We start from the raw sequence: 16,233 nt of genomic DNA, 5'->3' as shown, positions 1-16,233 counted from the left end.
CCGGCGGTCCCGCAAGGGATCGCCGTGGTCTCGTTCGGAGGGCCCGGGCATCGACGCTGCAGGCGGTCTGCGCGACCGCCGGTCGTCGCCCGGGCACAAGTAGCCCGTAATACGCCGTGCACTGATGCGATGTTCAGCCCACCGGTCGACGAGACGCCAGGTGTATCCATCTGGAGCATTTGTGGCCCGTCCCTTGACACGAGGAGTGGGACATGGCCGCGACGTGAGGGGGAGGGGTGAGTTCGGCGCGCAGGCCGCGCCGCTCGGGCCGGCCGATGCCGCACTCGCCGGAGACGGTGCGGCCGAGGGGTGACCGCGTCGTTTTTGGACCTTGAGGCTTGTTACGCGGGGATGCTCAGCGTGTTCTCGCCGCGGTGCAGTCTGCGGTGCGCGACCATACGGACGCCGACCCAGGCTCGATCATCGGCGTCGTGCATGAGGGAAGGTTCTCGCTGGCCGCCAGCCCGCGTTGACTGGCGCGGGTCTGGTCGGAGGTTTCCAGCCGGCGGGCGCCATGGCGCGCTACGAGCGCGGGTCGCAGTGCTCGACACCGGCAAGGCACACCAACGCCGAGCGCAAGCAGCCAGCAGACGGAAACACCGAGACAGGAAGAAGGACGGACGTGTCCGGCAGCGAAAGCGAGAACCCAGTGATCTCCTCCCCGGCCCCGACGCCGACTCAGCCCAGGTCGAACCGGGACTGGTGGCCGAATCAGCTGGACCTTCAAATTCTTCACCAGCACTCGTCACGGTCCAATCCGATGGACGCGGACTTCAATTACGCGGAAGAGTTCGCGACCCTCGACCTCGACGCGCTGAAGCGGGACGTCTTCGCGATGATGACGGCGTCGCAGGACTGGTGGCCTGCCGACTACGGTCACTACGGGCCGCTCTTCATCCGGATGAGTTGGCATGCCGCGGGAACGTACCGCATTGCCGATGGCCGGGGCGGTGGCGGCGCCGGCGCCCAGCGCTTCGCCCCCCTCAACAGTTGGCCGGACAATGCGAGCCTCGACAAGGCGCGCCGTTTGCTCTGGCCGGTAAAGCAGAAGTACGGACGGAAGCTCTCCTGGGCCGACCTTCTGATTTTCACCGGCAACTGTGCCATGGAATCGATGGGCTTCAAGACGTTCGGATTCGGGTTCGGACGAGAGGACATCTGGGAACCCGAGGAAATCTTCTGGGGGCCCGAGGACACCTGGCTCGGAGATGAGCGCTACACCGGCGACAGGGAACTCACCGGGCCTTTCGGCGCCGTGCAAATGGGACTGATCTACGTCAATCCGGAGGGGCCCAACAGCAATCCGGATCCGATCGCCGCCGCCAGGGACATTCGCGAGACGTTCGGGCGTATGGCCATGAATGACGAGGAGACGGCCGCGCTCATCATCGGCGGCCATACCTTCGGCAAGTGTCATGGTGCGGTCGACCCCTCGTACATCGGCCCGGAACCGGAAGCCGGCCCGATCGAGCAGCAAGGCCTCGGCTGGCGGAACACGTGCGGCACCGGCAAGGGCGCCGACGCGCTGACCAGCGGGCTCGAGGGCGCGTGGACCGCCGAGCCGACGAAGTGGGACAGCGGGTACCTGGACAACCTGTTCACGTACGACTGGGAGCTGACGACGAGCCCCGCCGGTGCGCACCAGTGGACCCCCACGGATCCCTCGGCCAAGGACACCGTGCCTGATGCCCATGATCCGTCGAAGCGGCACGCTCCCATGATGCTGACGACGGACCTCGCGCTGAAGGTGGATCCGATCTATGCGCCGATCGTGAAGAGCTTCCACGAGAACCCGGACAAGCTCGCGGTCGCGTTCGCCAAGGCCTGGTACAAGCTGCTGCACCGCGACATGGGGCCACTCTCGCGTTACCTCGGCCCGTGGATTGCCGAGCCGCAGCTGTGGCAGGACCCCGTCCCTGAGGTCGATCACGCCCTGGTCACGGACGCGGACATCGCTGCCCTCAAGGGCAGGATCCTCGCCTCGGGACTGTCCGTCTCCCAGCTGGTCACCACCGCTTGGGCGTCGGCGGCAAGCTTCCGCGGCACCGACAAGCGCGGCGGAGCCAACGGGGCACGGATTCGACTCGCGCCGCAAAAGGACTGGGCGGTCAACGACCTGCCGGAGGTGACCGAGGTGTTGGGGGCCCTCGAGCAGATCCGGCACGACTTCAACGGCTCGGGGACCGGCGGAACGAAGGTTTCGCTCGCCGACCTGATCGTCCTGGGCGGGTGCGCGGCCGTCGAGCGAGCCGCGAAGAACGCCGGGCACGACATCACGGTCCCGTTCGCACCGGGGCGCACGGACGCCTCGCAGGAGCAGACCGACGTGGAGTCGTTCTCCGTGCTCGAACCCAAGGCAGATGCGTTCCGCAACTACCTCCGGGCGGGCGAGAAGTTGTCGCCGGAGACTCTCCTGCTGGACCGCGCCAACCTGCTGACGCTGACCGCTCCCGAGATGACGGTTCTGATCGGCGGCATGCGGGCCCTGAACACCGGCTTCGAGCAATCCCCGCACGGCGTCTTCACCGACCGGCCGGAGACCTTGACCAACGACTTCTTCATCAACCTGCTCGACATGGGCACGGAGTGGAAGGCGTCGGCCTCGGCCGAGAACGTATTCGAAGGCCGGGATCGCGCCACGGGCGAGGCCAAGTGGACCGCCACCGCCGTCGACCTCATCTTCGGTTCGCACTCCCAGCTCCGGGCCGTCTCGGAGGTCTACGCGTCCGAGGACGCGGGCGAGAAGTTCGTGCGTGACTTCGTGGCGGCGTGGGACAAGGTGATGAACCTCGATCGGTTCGACCTGGCCTGAGCCGGCAGTCCCGGTCGGCCACTCACCGGCCGACCGGGACATCCTGGAACGCGTGGCCGGCCGCGCGGTGTGTTCCTCGCCCCTCGTCCACGGCCCGAACCGTTCAGGCCGAAGGAGTTCCGGACCCTGAAGTCGGAGAAGGACCGGTGGCTCAAGGCCCTAGGGGGTGTCCGCAAAGTCCTGTCGTCCGCCCGGAGGGCGGGGCTGGCGGCGTCTGGTGCGTGCGATCGCAAGGCGGAGGGTCGTCCTCGTAGCGGGCTACGTGGACGATCCCGACAACGCAGCGAGCGTGCGTGCCAGGCGCCGCCAGCCAGGCGGGACTTTGCGGACACCGCCTAGGCTCAAGGCCGTCCGCCGGGTCCTCGAACGCCGATGAGCCGGAGGATCGTCCGATAGTTCACAGGTGAGTGAACGGAAGCCGTCGGCGAACCGTACCGATAGGCGCGGCTCCGGCCTCCCGAGTCCGGTGTGCCGTGCCACCACCGGGCCTCGCACGGAAGGACCTTCGAGTTGTTGCCCTTGACGCGCTCTCGTCAGCTGCCGAAAAAGGACGAGGCATCCACGGACGAGGGCCGCTCGCGCTCCGCCGCTGGATCCTCGGCCGATTCTCCGGAGCGGATACCGGACGACACCGCCGACCAGGACGCCGAGACAGGTGACGAGGCGAGCGCCGGCGAGGACGACCCGGGCGAGGCTGCGGCAGCCATCCGTTGGCGGGACCGCCACCCGAGCGTGGCACGGACCGCGGCCCGGCTGACCACCACGCTCGCCGCCGCCCTCGTCCTCTTCACCCTCCTCCTCCCCAACCAACTCACCCTCCTCACGCCCGGTGAGTTCCTGCGCATCCCGGTGGAGGCGATCTTCGGTGCCGCCCTCCTGCTCCTCCTCCCGTCAAGGGTGAGGCGGGTGGCGGCGGTGCTGGCCGGGGTGGGGCTCGGCTTGCTCACCGTGCTGAACCTCCTCGACATCGGCTTCAACGAAACCCTCGGCCGAGGCTTCAACCCGGTGCTCGACTGGGTCCTGCTCGGCGACGGCGAATCGTTCCTCGAGGATTCGATCGGCCCGGCGCACGCGATAGGTGTGGCGATCGCGGCCGGCGCCCTCGTCCTCGTCCTTCTCGTCCTCACCACGCTGGCGGTCGTCAGGCTCGCCCACCGCATGGCCCGGCACAGCGCCGGCGCGACCCGTACCACTCTGGTATGCGGGACCGTTTGGGTCGCCTGCACGGCGCTCGGCGTGCAGGTGGCCGGTGTGCCGCTCGCCGCCACGAGCACCGCCGGGCGCGTCCAGGACCGCGCGGAGCAGATACGGGCGAGCCTGGCGGACGAGCAGGCGTTCGCCAAGGAGGCCGCCGTCGATGCCTTCGGCACCACTCCGGGCGATCGACTGCTGACGGGACTGCGCGGCAAGGACGTCATCTTCACGTTCATAGAGAGCTATGGACGCAGCGCCGTCGAGGACCCGTTGATGGCGCCGGGCGTCGATGCGGCCCTCGCGGACGGGACCGAACGGCTGCGCGCCGCCGGCTATTCCTCCCGGAGCGGCTGGCTCACCTCGTCGACGTACGGCGGGAGCAGCTGGCTGGGCCACTCCACCTTCATGTCGGGCCTGTGGATCGACAACCAGCAGCGCTACCGCACCGTCACCGCGGGCGACCGCCTGACCCTCACCGGCGCCTTCGAACGCACCGGTGCCTGGCGCACCGTCGGCATCATGCCCGGCGTCACCAAGGATTGGCCGGAGTCCTCGTTCTACGGCCTCGACCGCGTCTACGACTCCCGGGACCTCGGTTACAAGGGCCCGAAGTTCAGCTGGTCGACCATGCCGGACCAGTACGCCCTGTCCGCCTTCGAGCGCCTGGAACACGGCAAGCAGCACAGCCGGACAGGCAACACGCAACACGGCAAGACGCTCGATACGCGGCACCCCAAGGGTGAGGACAAGCCCCTGATGTCGTTCGTCATCCTCACCTCCAGCCACAACCCCTGGGCCCCCCTCCCCGCAACGGTCGCCTGGGACAAGGTCGGCAACGGCTCCGTCTACCACGCCATCGAGAAGGCGGGCAAAGACCCGGTGGACGTCTGGAAACGCACCGACCAGGTCCGCACCGAGTACGGCAAGTCCATCCAGTACTCGCTGCACAGCCTTGTCTCCTACGTGGCGAAATACGGAACCAAGAACACCGTGCTCGTCTTCCTCGGCGACCACCAGCCCCTCGCCAAGGTCTCCGGCGACCACGCGAGCCGCGACGTCCCCGTCGCCATCGTCGCCCACGACCCGGCCGTACTGGACCGCATATCCAACTGGGGCTGGACCGACGGCCTCAAGCCCAGCCACACGGCCCCGGTCTGGCGCATGGACACCTTCCGCGACCGCTTCCTGACGGCTTACGGCCCACAGCCCCGTTCCACCCCGCCCCGGCCCACCCGGTGACCGGAAGACCGCCCTTGTCGACCTCGCGAGCCGACCTGTCCGGACGGCCTCGGTCGGCCCCGCCCTGCGGGCGAGTGGGTGGGCCGCACGGTCGGCGGCGGTGGTCAGGCGCCATATAACAGCGCGGCGGCCCCGGTCGGCTGAGGACCGGAGGGCCGACGCTGTCGACGACATCCACTGCCGTCGCGCCGGGTGTTACGCCTTGTTCCACAGTGCGGCGATCGCCCGCTCGGCCGCTCGGCCCTGGGCGAAACCGGCGTGGCCGGCAGGGGTCCTGCTGGCGGGAGACAGCGGGTCGGTGCCGAAGGCGGCGAGAGCGGCCTCGTCGGGGGTGATGACCTCGATGAGGCCGCCGCGGGCGGCGATCGAAGCCGCGTCGGTGTCGAGCACCGGGTCGGGCATCGGAGCGATGGCGAGGGTCCGGGCGTAGCCTGCGGCGAGATCGAGGTTGGTGAGGGAACGGATGCCGCCGTCGATGTAGCGGTCGTCGCCGATCGTCACGGCAGGCCAGACACCGGGGATGGCGCAACTCGCGGTCACGGCGTCCACCAGGCCGACGCCGGAGGCCCGGTCGAAGATCCGGGTCTCGCCGGTGACGGCGTTCACGGCGACCACGGACAGCTTGCGCTCCGACCAACTGTGGGACGGCAGCCGGGCCTCGATGACGGCCCGCCGCTCGGCCTCGGCCACGGTCCCGGCAGCCAGCGCCATCTCGCCCATTCGACGCCGGCGTTCCACCGGGTCGGTGACCTCGGCGTCCAACTTTTCACCGAACGCGAAGACCTCGGCGAGCGCGCCTTCCCGTGGCTGCAGTTCCGCCAGCTGGTACGCGGGGTCCACCTGGGTTCGGAACAGTGCCGGCAGCTCTACGCCGCTGGAGATCTGTGCGGTCACCGCCGACCCGGCGGAGGTGCCGAACAGGAGGTCCGCGTCGGTGACATCGACCCCGGCGTCGGCGAGACCGGCCAGCACTCCTGTCGCCCAGGCGATACCGGCCACTCCGCCACCGCCGATGACCAGCGCGCGTTCGTTCTGCATTCCTACCCCCATGACTACTGGACTTCGCTTCAACGTCACTGCAAAGTCCCAGGTGGGCAGGGATATTCCCAACGGCTGGGTTCGCCGATGGACGGGCATCCACTGGACACCCGCTGGTCGGTCCCCCGCATGCGATACCCCTCAGCGCCTGCCGGCGGACGCGCCAAGGGAACGGAACGAACCCTCACCTGAGCACGTATCGGACATGTCAGCCGACAGCGCGGCGGTCCCCCTTGACGTCAAGCGCGCTTGAGCCACAACTCTGGCCGGGTGACTCCTTCACTGACAACTCGCCTGCTGCCGCCGACGTATCGGCCGCTGTTCGCTCATCTCGAGTTCCGACGGCTCTTGCCGGCCTTGGCGGCCTCCGACCTCGGTGACGGGATGAGTGTGGTCGCCGTGGCGTGGCTGGCCGTTCTGATCGCGCCTCCCGGACAGTCCGGGCTGGTCGTCGGTGCTGCGGTTGCCGCCTATGCCCTCCCCGGGGCCGCCGGAGCGCTGATATTCGGCCGCCGGCTGCGTCGCCTGCCTCCCCGGCGGTTGCTGGCCGCGGACAGTTGGCTCCGCGCGCTGCTTCTCGGCTGTGTGCCCTTGGCCTGGGCAGCGGGGATATTGCACCCGGTTCTGTATGTCGTCCTGCTCGCCGGATCGTCGGTGCTGCATGCCTGGGGGAGCGCCGGAAAGTACTCCCTGCTTTCCCAGATGCTTCCTCCGGATCGGCGTCTGGCTGCGAACGCGCTGGTCAGCGCGAGTACTTCGGCGTCCGTCATCATCGGTCCCGCCCTCGCCGGATTCCTGGCGGCAGTCGTCGGCCCAGCCTGGATCATCGGCGTCGACGCGGTTTCGTTCGCCCTCCTTGCCGTCCAGGTCGGTCGGCTGGGCGACGCGGCCGGGGCGGAAGCGACGGCTGCGCCGATCGACACCGGCCGATCGGCGGCCGGCCTGCACTTGTTGCGCAGGCAGCCCGAACTTCTCGGGGTTCTCGCTCTGACGTGGTTCTTCAACTTCCTCTACGGACCGGTGGAGGTCGCGCTCCCGTTGCATGTCACTGATGATCTTCACTCGGGCGCCGGCCTTCTCGGGCTGTACTGGACGACATTCGGTGTGGGTGCTGTTCTGGGCGCCCTGTGTGCCGGCGCCCTGCGCAAGCTCCCGCTCTGGCCGGTCACCCTGGGCATCGTCGTGGGTTGGGGCCTGACGCTGGTGCCCTTCGGCCTCGGGGTGTCTGCGGGTGTCTCTCTCGTCTGCTTCGCTCTGGGCGGCGTGATCTACGGGCCCTTCACCGCGCTGTCCTTCACCCTGTTCCAGGACCGCACCCCGGCAGCTTGGCTGACCACGGTCCTGGCGGCCCGGGGCGCCGCCCTTCTCACCGCCGCCCCGGTGGGCACCGCGCTGGGCGGCCCCCTCAGCGCCGCCATGGAACCCAGGCAGGTGTTGGCGGCTTCGGGGATCGCGACCATCACGCTCGCCGTCGTTGCCGCCGTGATGCGGGCCTGGGGGAAGCATCGGGCGCATACGAAGCATGTGGGAGAGGAGGCTTGATCGGCATCACGCCTCTCGGCTCCATGACTCGTGAGGTCGGCCGCGTCCGCGAGCTGGACGAGACTGGCCCGGGTTCCGCTGAGTGCGGCCAGTAGTGCCCGCGTCCGCCGACGAACTGCCGGCGGCCGAGCCAGCCCGTGGAGATCACGTCTCGGGTGACGCCCCCGCCCGCTTGATTTCGTGGCCGAGCGCCTTCAGCGCGGCGGCGTAGATCTCCGAGAAGCTGGGGAACGGCTGGATCGTGTCGCGCAGTACGCCGAGGGGGACGCGGGCGCGGATCGCCAGCGTGGCCTGCTGCATCCACTCGCCGGCCTCGGGGCCGAGTGCGTAGGCGCCGGTCAACACCTCACCGTCGCTGAGCAGCGTCAGAAATCCGTTGGATTCGGCGTAGGCGTGCGTGTAGGTAGCCGTCTTGGCGATCTCCGTCAGGAGGGCGGTCGCGCCGAACCGAGCCTCGGTGGTGCCCACCGCCGCCGCCTGCGGATCGGTGTACGTGGCGCGCGGGACCGCCTCGTAGTGGGCCTCACGGGGCTCGCCGAGGATGTTCGATGCGACGACCTCGCCCTGGTACTCGCCGACGTGTGTCAGGGGCCAGATGCCTGTGACGTCGCCGACCGCCCACAGTCGCTCGCCCGCCCGCATGCGCGCATCGACCGGGATTCCTCTGCCGTCCGCGGTGACGCCGACGGTCTCCAGCCCGATCCCCTCGACGCGCGGGCGGCGGCCGGTCGCGACGAGCAGATGATCGCCGCGCAGCTCCCGTCCGTCCTCCAACTCCAGGACGAAGTCCTCGCCGTCGCGGTACGCCTTGGTCGCGGGCGTGCCGAGGACGATCTCGATGCCGTCGCGGCGCAGAGCCGTGCCGAGCGCCGCGCCCAGCGGTTCGGGTTCGCGGGCGAGAACGTGTTCGGCGGCCTCCACGAGGACCACCTCGCCGCCGAAGCGACGTACCACCTGCGCCAGCTCCAGCCCGGCCGGCCCACCGCCGAGCACGATCAGCCGCTCGGGCACCGCCTTCATGCCGGTCGCCTCGCGCGTGCTCCAGACGCCGTCGAGCTCCCGCAGGCCGGGTACCGGCGGGACGACGGGGTCGGCGCCGTTCGCCAGCACGATGTGCTCGGCGGTGTACCGCACCCCGTCGACCTCGACCGCCCCGGTGGCTGCCAGGCGCCCGCGACCGCGCAGCACCGCGATCCCCTTGTCCGCCAGCCACCGCTCGGCTCCGGCGTCGGAGTAGTCGGAGACCATGTAGTCACGCCAGGCCAGGGCCGCCTGGACGTCGACCTCAGCGGTGCCCGCCGCCTCACGCGCGCCCTGCACCGCCTCGCCGGGGCGCAACAGCGATTTCGATGGAATGCACGCCCAGTAGGAGCACTCGCCGCCGACCAGGTCACGCTCCACGACCGCGACGCGCAGGCCCCCCTCGGCGAGCGCACCAGCAGTGTGCTCGCCCGGAGCGCCGCCGCCGAGGACGATCACGTCATAGTCGTTGATCGTGCCGATGCCGCTCATCGCGCCCTCCGCTCGAAGTCGCGTGCTGACACCACGGTCGCTCTTTTTGTGCAGCGCCGCACCTGTGCAGCACGCGGTTCGGCGGCCTGGCCTGCGATGCGTCGACCACTCGATGATCTCGGCGAGGAGACCACCGCCGCCCCACCCGGTCGATCCTGGACCGGGATCTGGATCTGCACCCCGTTCCCGCACCTCACCCCCGCGCCGTCGACACCGCTGAACCGGCCGACAGGTGATCAGTGGCATGAAGCGCGACAATCGGGAGCAGAGAACCGGTCTCCGGAGGTACGGATGACAGGCAGGTCGGGCAGGTCGGGCAAGGCAGGCAGGTCAGACGGGTCAGGCAGCGAACTCGGCGCTGACCGTGTCACGGCCCTGAGCGGCGGCGCAGCGTCTTGACTGCCGCACCCAGCGATCCCGGCACCACCCGTCGGTCCGACCTCACCGACCAGACCGTCGTGGTGCTCGGCGCCAGCGCGGGCATCGGACTCGAAACCGCCCGCCAGGTACGGGCAGACGGCGGCAGGCTGGTCCTGGTCGGCCGCAACCCCGAACGGCTGCGCCAAGCCGCACACGAGCTTCACCCGCTCAGCACGGCCGCGTTCGATGCGACCGACACCGACCGCCTCCGGCAGTTCTTCCAGGATCTGCCCGGGCCGGTCGACCACGTGATGGTGACGGCCGGCAGCCCTTCCTACCGGCCCTTGTCCGGCATGGATTTCGAGGCGGCCCGCCGTGAGTTCGGACAGCGGCTCGCCCTGACACTCGGTGTCGCCCTCTGCAGCCGCGACAAGGTCCGAGCCAGAGGCACGCTGCTGTTCATGAGCGGCACCGGCGGTCGGCGCCCCGGCGTCGGCCTGACCCTCGTGTCCGCCCTCACGGCCGCGCTGCCCGCCCTCACTGCCAACCTGGCGCTCGAACTGGCCCCGATCCGGGTGAACTCCATCGCTGCCGGGTTCGTCGACACCCCCCTGTCGGCCGCGCTCCTGGGTGATCAACTCGACGCCAGGCGCGAGGAGTTGCGCGCCACGCTTCCCATCCGGCGGGTCGTCGGCCCGGAGGACGTCGCCGCGCTGGCCGTCCACCTCATGTGCAACGAGGCGCTCACCGGCGGCACGTACGACATCGACGGCGGCCAGCAGCTCCTCTCCCACTGATCTCCCGAGTGCGTCGGCCTCGGGCTGCGGGGTCAGGCCGTCACGGCCGGCTTGAGGACCTCCTCGCACCACTGCCGGAACGTCGTCGGGGTCGTCGACTCCGCAGTGCGCGGTTCGGCGTTGTCGAGACCGTTGTTCTTGGCGTCGAACATGTCGGCCATCCCCTGCGCCATCCCCTCGCTCATCCCGAAGCCGGTCATGCGCGCCTTGAACGCCGAGTCCGGAATCTGCTGATAGGCCACCTCGGTGCCGAGGACGTCGGAGATGATCCGCGCCATGTCGTTGGGCGACAGGTCCTCGGGCCCGAGGCAGGCGACCTGGTCGGACCCCTCCCACGAGGCGTCGAGCAGCAGCCGTGCGGCGGTGGCGGCGATGTCACGGGCGGCGACGGTGGGGGCCTTGAGGTCCGGGTCGATCCTCATGAAGAACGTGCCCTGCTCCTTGATCGCACGGGCGTGGCGGAGCAGGTTGTGCATGAAGGACGGGCACGCCACCGCCCGGAAGGCCACGCCCGAGGCGGCGATCAGGTCGCACATCGCCAGGGACGAGGTCACCACGCCGGCGTGCTCGGCCAGGGGCGTTCCGCGGCCGAGTGCCGTGATGGCCACGACGCGTCGGACGCCGTGCCGGGCGAACGCCTCGGCCGCGGGACGCGCGAAGTCGACGTATGCGGCCTGGGCGCTCGGTGCGTCGCCGACGTCCGGCGCGAGCCAGAAGACGGCCTCGGCACCGGCACACACCCGGTCGATGACGGCGGCGTCGCCGTGCGAGCCGTGGACCACCTCGGCCCGTTCGCGGACCTCGGGCGCGAGACGCGACGGGTCGCGGGTGACGAGGCGTAGCGACGCCCCGCGGCCGAGCAGGTCGTCGACGAGCAGACGGCCGATGGTGCTGGTGGGCGCGGTGATGACGATCATGGTTGTGCCTTTCTTCTCTGGTTCCCGGGTGGTGGCGGGCGACGAACGCGGGCGCGCGGCGGCCCGGCAGCAAGATCACCCGCCGATGGCATGGAGATCAGGCCGGACGAGGGAGGTAGGCCAGGCCGTGGGCGCCGGACTCGCCGAACCCGGCGTGGTCGAGGCGGGTCAGGCTCTGCAGCGTCTCCAGGTCGACGACCTCGACGGTGGACGAGGCGTAGCAGGCCACGTAGGCGATCCGGCCGTCGGGAGACGACGTGATGGTCAGCGGGCAGAGCCCCACCTCGACCTGGCCCACCTGCTTGCGGGTGTCGGCGGAGAACACCGTGAGGCGACCGGCCGCCATACGGCTGGTTCGAGACACCGGGTCGTACTCCGCGCGCACCTCTCCCGCGAGCAGCTTTCCCGTTGAGGTCAGGTGCATCGGCATGGCGGCGTTCTCCAGGGGCAGGGTGTCGACGACGGACGCCGTCCGGGTGTCGATGACCTTGATTCCGGGCGCCGGTCCCTCCGCGGCGGAGAAGGAACCCCGGTACGGCGAGGCGACGAAGGCCTGGCTGCCGTCGGCGGCGACGGCGAGTCCCTCACTGCCCGGCACCTCGACCTTCGCGGTGAGACTTCCCCGTTCGAGATCGAGGACGGACACGAACGGCGCCTCCTTGTTGGCGACGTACCCCGTCCGTCCGGCCGTATCGAGGGCGACCCAATGCGAGCCGGGCGCGTCGGTGTCGATCCTGCCCAGGGGGCGACGGGTCCGCGTGTCGATCACGACGACGCCGCCGGGCCGGTCCGCCGAGCCTTCCACGGTGACGTACAGACGACCGCGCGCCGCATCCAGCGCGAGCCCGTGCGGCGCGTGTTCCGGGGCGAGGTCGACGACCTCGACGATGCGGCGGGTGTCGGGATCGATGACGGTGAGTTCGGTGCGCCGGCCGCCGTTCGCGTGGTAGAAGCCCGAGCGGTACGTCGTCGTGCACCACAGCAGCCGCTGTGTCGGGTCGAAGCACAACTCGTGCGGCTCGGCGAGGGTTTCCAGCGAGCCGAGGTGCTGGTCGGAGACGGCGTCGAAGAACGAGACCGAGGGCCCGCTCTGGCTGACGACGGCCAGCACATCGCCCTCCCGACCGGCGCGCGGGCACTGCTGCATGACGCATTCCTTCCACACGGTGAATGGGTGGTCCGGAGTTCTCGCGGACGTCTCCACTCTGAGCACGCGAGGGTCCGGCGACAATGCAAGAATCGGCACCCAATCATTGACTCAGATGCAAAAGTGCAGCTCAGGAGCCACTGTGGACCTCAACCTGTTACGTGTCCTGGACGCCCTGCTCCAGGAGAACAGCGTGACCCGCGCCGCCGAGCGCCTCGGCACGTCACCCGCGGCGGTCAGCCGCACCCTGGCCCGGCTCCGTCGTGCCGTGGGCGACCCCCTCCTGGTCCGCGCGGGCCAGGGCATGGTCCCCACCCCCAGAGCCCTCGAACTCAGGGAGGAGGTGGGCGCGTTGCTGCGCGGCTGCGACAACGTCCTGCGGCCGGGCGCCGGCTTCGACGCCGTATATCTCCAGCGCACCTTCGCCGTGCAGGCCACCGACCTGCTCCTGGCCGGCCTTGCCGGGACCCTGACCGACCGGATCCGGGCGGAGGCCCCGCACGTGGACGTGGTCTTCCTGCCGGAGGCCCTGGAGGGCGGTCCGGCGCTGCGGCAGGGCTCGGTCGACGTCGAACTGGGCGTCCTCGGAAACCTGGACCCGGAGATCCGAACCCAACACCTCACCCGGAGGAAGCTGATCGGCATCGCCCGCAGCGGTCACCCGCTGTTCAGCGGGCGGATCGACGCCCGCCGATTCGCCGCCGCCGACCACATCGGCATCTCCCGGCACGGCAAACGCCTCGGCCCCATCGACCACGCCCTCGCGAAGCGCGGGCTGCAACGCCGCGTCTCGGTGGTCGTACCCAGCCACACGAGCGCGATGATCCTCGCCCGGGACTCCGACCTCGTCGCCCTCACCCTGGCCGACTGGCTTCCCGACACCGCCGCCGCACTGGGACTGCGTACCTTCCCCATCCCCCTCGACCTGGCACCCCTCGACCTCGGGATGGCCTGGCACCCCCGCAACTCGGCCGATCCCGGGCACCGTTGGTTCCGCGACCACTTGGCGGCCGCCGTCCTGGCCCCGTCCGTGCCGGGGTCAGGACCTGGGCCGGGTCCTGGCGCTGAGCGTTGCGGCTGAGGCTTCGGGACGTTGCGCCGACCCCGTCCGGATCCGCTCCGGCGAGGAAGCGCTGCACGGGAACCGTTCCCCGAGGCTCTGAGATCCCCTTGCCGCGGCCCCTATGCGTGCGGGCTGGGAGCGGGCAGGCTGAGACCATGAATCTGGCCGAACAGGCGAACGCACGGCTGGCCGATTGGACGGCGCTCTCGCGGGGGAGCGCGGGCTGCGGAGCACGGCATTGCCTCTGTGCCGGCGCCCGGGAAATCGTCCATTTCCATGGGGAAAACCAGGTCGACGTTCACCTGACGCACGACATGATCGACAGGCTGCGTCCGGCGCTGCGGAATTCCAGTGCCCTTGAACTGCCCGCGGCATCCGCGTGGGTCACGGTCCGGCTCGAAATGGGCTCCGACATCGACTTGCTCGTCACGCTCGTGAGCGCCGCACTGCTCGCCTCCGGAAGCCCACCGTGGCCGGCCGAATCGGCTCGGATGGATCCCTGCCCCCATGAATCCTCGCAGGCGTCCCGTTGGCGTCCCGGTCGGCGGTCACGACGGCCCTTCGCGCGACGCCGGAGGGAGGAAGACAGAAGTCTCGGTTGAGGGGGGCGGGCTGCCGGCATGGCGTCGGGAAGGGCGGGCCCCGCCTGCTGGACTCACGACGGTATCCGGGCGCCCGCGGCTGCGGATGCCCGGATACGGCAGCCGGTCACCGGCCGCCCTAGCCGTAGCCGTAGCCGTAGCCGTAGCCGTAGCCGTAGCCATAGCCGTCGTCGCCCCAGCCGCTCGAGCCGCTCGAGCCGCCATGGCCGTGGCGCTCGTGGCGCTCGTGGTGGTCGTGGTGGTCGTGGTGACCGTGGTGGCCACCACCGCGGTCGCCGACTGCATGGGCCACGGCCGTCATGGTCGCGGCGTTGGCCGATGCCGTGTGGGGGGCTGCGAGGGGTGTGGCCGCTTCGGCGGCGCCGGCTCCGGCCACCGCAAGCAGGAAGGCCGTGAACGCAGCGACGGCGAGCCGACGTCCTCTGAGTCCGTTGGCGAACATGGTTGTCGTCCTTTCAGGACCTTGAATATGGGTGATGTGGGTGACGTGGGTGATGTGGGTGAAAGAACCCGGGGAACCAATGGCACCCAAAGGCTTTGCGCATCACGCGTATGTCATAACGAATCAGCCTTCATGAGAATTTCCAGTCGCCGTGCCTTGCCCGACCGGTCCGGGCCAGGCAGCGCGTTCGGCCACCAGCCGGCGGAGCATCCGGGTCTCGCGCGGGGCGTTCCAGCCGACCACCCCGACCACCGTTGCCCGACGGCCGTATGCGGCGACGAAGCGGCGGTCGGCCGGGTCGCCGTGCAGGATGCGGACCTCGGCGTCGGCGGGGAAGATGCCGTACGCCTGGATCCTCGTGTCGTACTGGTCGCTCCAGAAGTAAGGGACGGGTGCGAACGGGGCGTTGTCGCCGAGCAGGTTGCCGGCCGCGGCCATGGCCTGTTCGGTGGCGTTCGTCCGGTGCTCCACTCGCATCCGGGTGCCGAAGTGCGGGTTGGGCCAGGAGGCGACGTCTCCGGCGGCGTAGACGCCCGGGGCGGCGCGGCACCGTTCGTCGCACGAGATCCCGCCGTTCAGGGGCAGACCCGACTCCTCCAGCCAGCCGGTCGCGGGAGTGGAGCCGACGGCAAGGACGACCACGTCGGCCGGCAGGACCGTCCCGTCCGCCAGTTCCACGCCGGTGACCCGCCCGCCGGCGCCGATCGGCCCGCGAACCGGCATTCCGCAGCGCAGACGGGTGCCGTGGTCCAGGTGCAGGCGTGCGACCAGGGCACCGATGCGTTCGCCGAAGGGGCGATACACCGGCACCGGCTGCGGCTCGGCCACGGTCACGTCCAGGCCCAGGGTGCGGGCGGTCGCCGCGACTTCGACCCCCAGGAAACCGGCTCCCACGACGACGACCCGTGGGCCGCCGAGCAGCGCCTGCCGCAGGGCGAGAGCGTCGTCCACGGTGCGCAGGACGTGCACCCCGGCCAGGTCCGCGCCGGGCAGTCGGCGGGGAGCGACCCCGGTGGCGACGATCAGGCCGTCGAAGGCGAGCCGCTCGCCCCCGTCCAGGACCACCTGTCGGGCCGAGAGTTCCAGCCCGGCTGCCGCCCGGCCCAACCGCCACTCCGCGTCCAGCAGGGTCAGCTCCTCGGGCGCGCGCAGGGCGATGCGGTCCGGTTCCCAGGCGCCCGCAAGCACGTGTTTGGACAGCGGGGGCCGGTCGTAGGGCGGGTGGGGCTCGGCGCCGAGCAGCGTGAGCCGTCCGCCGTAGCCGCGGCGCCGCAGGGTCTCGGCAGCGGTCAGACCCGCCGCCGATGCCCCCACGATGACGACATCGGCCGGCACACTCATGGCTCTTCCACCCAGATCGCCCGCGCCGGACAGACCGCAGCCGCCTTGCGGACGGCGTCGGCCAGCTCGGTGGGCGGGTTGGCATTCAGCAGGACGACCACGCCGTCCTCGTCGCGCTGGTCGAAGACCTCGGCGGTGGCGAGCACGCACTGTCCGGAGGCGACGCACTTGTTCTGATCGACGGTGACGCGCATGACATTCTCCTCGTCAAGATCAACGGCCGTGAC

General features: G+C 70.2%; 13 protein-coding genes. 6 read left to right on the top strand and 7 right to left on the bottom strand.

Annotation, left to right across the window (positions count from 1 at the left end):
* Positions 1-622: 622 nt before the first annotated feature.
* Positions 623-2,812 carry a catalase/peroxidase HPI gene (katG, locus tag ACIGWZ_RS15085; protein WP_400065388.1) on the top strand — a complete coding sequence of 730 codons (2,190 nt, stop codon included), beginning with the start codon at positions 623-625 and terminating at the stop codon, positions 2,810-2,812.
* A gap of 519 nt (positions 2,813-3,331) precedes the next feature.
* Positions 3,332-5,245 carry a sulfatase gene (locus ACIGWZ_RS15080; protein WP_400064529.1) on the top strand — a complete coding sequence of 638 codons (1,914 nt, stop codon included), beginning with the start codon at positions 3,332-3,334 and terminating at the stop codon, positions 5,243-5,245.
* Between the two features lie 195 nt (positions 5,246-5,440).
* Here the strand turns inward: ACIGWZ_RS15080 and ACIGWZ_RS15075 are convergent, their stop codons facing one another.
* Positions 5,441-6,283 (bottom strand): patatin-like phospholipase family protein, encoded by an 843-nt coding sequence (locus tag ACIGWZ_RS15075; RefSeq protein ID WP_400064527.1) that lies wholly within the window; start codon positions 6,281-6,283, stop codon positions 5,441-5,443.
* Positions 6,284-6,553: 270 nt separating this feature from the next.
* On the opposite strand from ACIGWZ_RS15075, the gene ACIGWZ_RS15070 reads away from it, so the two are divergent.
* Positions 6,554-7,825 carry an MFS transporter gene (locus ACIGWZ_RS15070; RefSeq protein WP_400064525.1) on the top strand — a complete coding sequence of 424 codons (1,272 nt, stop codon included), beginning with the start codon at positions 6,554-6,556 and terminating at the stop codon, positions 7,823-7,825.
* Positions 7,826-7,969: 144 nt separating this feature from the next.
* Here ACIGWZ_RS15070 and ACIGWZ_RS15065 read toward each other — a convergent pair whose 3' ends face one another.
* Positions 7,970-9,337: a dihydrolipoyl dehydrogenase family protein gene (locus ACIGWZ_RS15065; protein WP_400064524.1), complete on the bottom strand. Its 1,368-nt coding sequence runs from the start codon at positions 9,335-9,337 to the stop codon at positions 7,970-7,972.
* Between the two features lie 395 nt (positions 9,338-9,732).
* On the opposite strand from ACIGWZ_RS15065, the gene ACIGWZ_RS15060 reads away from it, so the two are divergent.
* The gene (locus ACIGWZ_RS15060; RefSeq protein ID WP_400064522.1) at positions 9,733-10,494 is read left to right on the top strand and encodes an SDR family oxidoreductase; all 762 of its coding nucleotides are present in this window, start codon (positions 9,733-9,735) and stop codon (positions 10,492-10,494) included.
* Between the two features lie 32 nt (positions 10,495-10,526).
* Here ACIGWZ_RS15060 and ACIGWZ_RS15055 read toward each other — a convergent pair whose 3' ends face one another.
* A complete protein-coding gene (locus ACIGWZ_RS15055) occupies positions 10,527-11,411 on the bottom strand; it encodes an NAD(P)H-binding protein (protein WP_400064520.1) in 885 nt (294 codons plus the stop codon).
* Positions 11,412-11,508: 97 nt separating this feature from the next.
* On the bottom strand, positions 11,509-12,558 hold the full coding sequence (locus ACIGWZ_RS15050) for a YncE family protein (protein ID WP_400064518.1): 1,050 nt from the start codon (positions 12,556-12,558) through the stop codon (positions 11,509-11,511).
* 142 nt (positions 12,559-12,700) lie between these two features.
* Between ACIGWZ_RS15050 and ACIGWZ_RS15045 the strand changes: the two genes are divergently transcribed.
* Both ACIGWZ_RS15045 and ACIGWZ_RS15040 read left to right on the top strand, forming a co-directional pair.
* Positions 12,701-13,639, top strand: coding sequence for a LysR family transcriptional regulator (locus ACIGWZ_RS15045; protein WP_400064516.1), 939 nt, complete (start codon positions 12,701-12,703; stop codon positions 13,637-13,639).
* Positions 13,640-13,776: 137 nt separating this feature from the next.
* Positions 13,777-14,223, top strand: a complete 447-nt coding sequence (locus ACIGWZ_RS15040; RefSeq protein ID WP_400064514.1) for a luciferase family protein — start codon at positions 13,777-13,779, stop codon at positions 14,221-14,223.
* A gap of 118 nt (positions 14,224-14,341) precedes the next feature.
* Here ACIGWZ_RS15040 and ACIGWZ_RS15035 read toward each other — a convergent pair whose 3' ends face one another.
* The 3 genes from ACIGWZ_RS15035 to ACIGWZ_RS15025 form a co-directional block, all read right to left on the bottom strand.
* Complete coding sequence (locus ACIGWZ_RS15035) at positions 14,342-14,665, bottom strand: hypothetical protein (RefSeq protein ID WP_400064512.1); 324 nt, start codon at positions 14,663-14,665, stop codon at positions 14,342-14,344.
* A gap of 123 nt (positions 14,666-14,788) precedes the next feature.
* Entirely contained in the window at positions 14,789-16,006 is a 1,218-nt protein-coding gene (locus ACIGWZ_RS15030) for an NAD(P)/FAD-dependent oxidoreductase (protein WP_400064511.1), read from the bottom strand.
* Positions 16,003-16,200, bottom strand: a complete 198-nt coding sequence (locus ACIGWZ_RS15025; protein ID WP_400064509.1) for a ferredoxin — start codon at positions 16,198-16,200, stop codon at positions 16,003-16,005. Before ACIGWZ_RS15025 ends, ACIGWZ_RS15030 begins: the two co-directional genes overlap by 4 nt.
* Positions 16,201-16,233: the final 33 nt, after the last annotated feature.

The organism is Streptomyces sp. NPDC053427 (genome assembly GCF_044544985.1).
Taxonomy (GTDB): domain Bacteria; phylum Actinomycetota; class Actinomycetes; order Streptomycetales; family Streptomycetaceae; genus Streptomyces.
Note: the sequence above shows the minus strand (reverse complement) of the source record. Positions and strands in the feature narration are given on the sequence as shown.

Coding starts and splice junctions, on each gene's coding strand:
- ACIGWZ_RS15035 (WP_400064512.1), bottom strand. CDS start 14,665: ATGTTCGCCAACGGACTCAGAGGACGTCGGCTCGCCGTCGCTGCGTTC.
- ACIGWZ_RS15075 (WP_400064527.1), bottom strand. CDS start 6,283: ATGCAGAACGAACGCGCGCTGGTCATCGGCGGTGGCGGAGTGGCCGGT.
- ACIGWZ_RS15055 (WP_400064520.1), bottom strand. CDS start 11,411: ATGATCGTCATCACCGCGCCCACCAGCACCATCGGCCGTCTGCTCGTC.
- ACIGWZ_RS15030 (WP_400064511.1), bottom strand. CDS start 16,006: ATGAGTGTGCCGGCCGATGTCGTCATCGTGGGGGCATCGGCGGCGGGT.
- ACIGWZ_RS15040 (WP_400064514.1), top strand. CDS start 13,777: ATGAATCTGGCCGAACAGGCGAACGCACGGCTGGCCGATTGGACGGCG.
- ACIGWZ_RS15050 (WP_400064518.1), bottom strand. CDS start 12,558: ATGCAGCAGTGCCCGCGCGCCGGTCGGGAGGGCGATGTGCTGGCCGTC.
- ACIGWZ_RS15065 (WP_400064524.1), bottom strand. CDS start 9,337: ATGAGCGGCATCGGCACGATCAACGACTATGACGTGATCGTCCTCGGC.
- ACIGWZ_RS15025 (WP_400064509.1), bottom strand. CDS start 16,200: ATGCGCGTCACCGTCGATCAGAACAAGTGCGTCGCCTCCGGACAGTGC.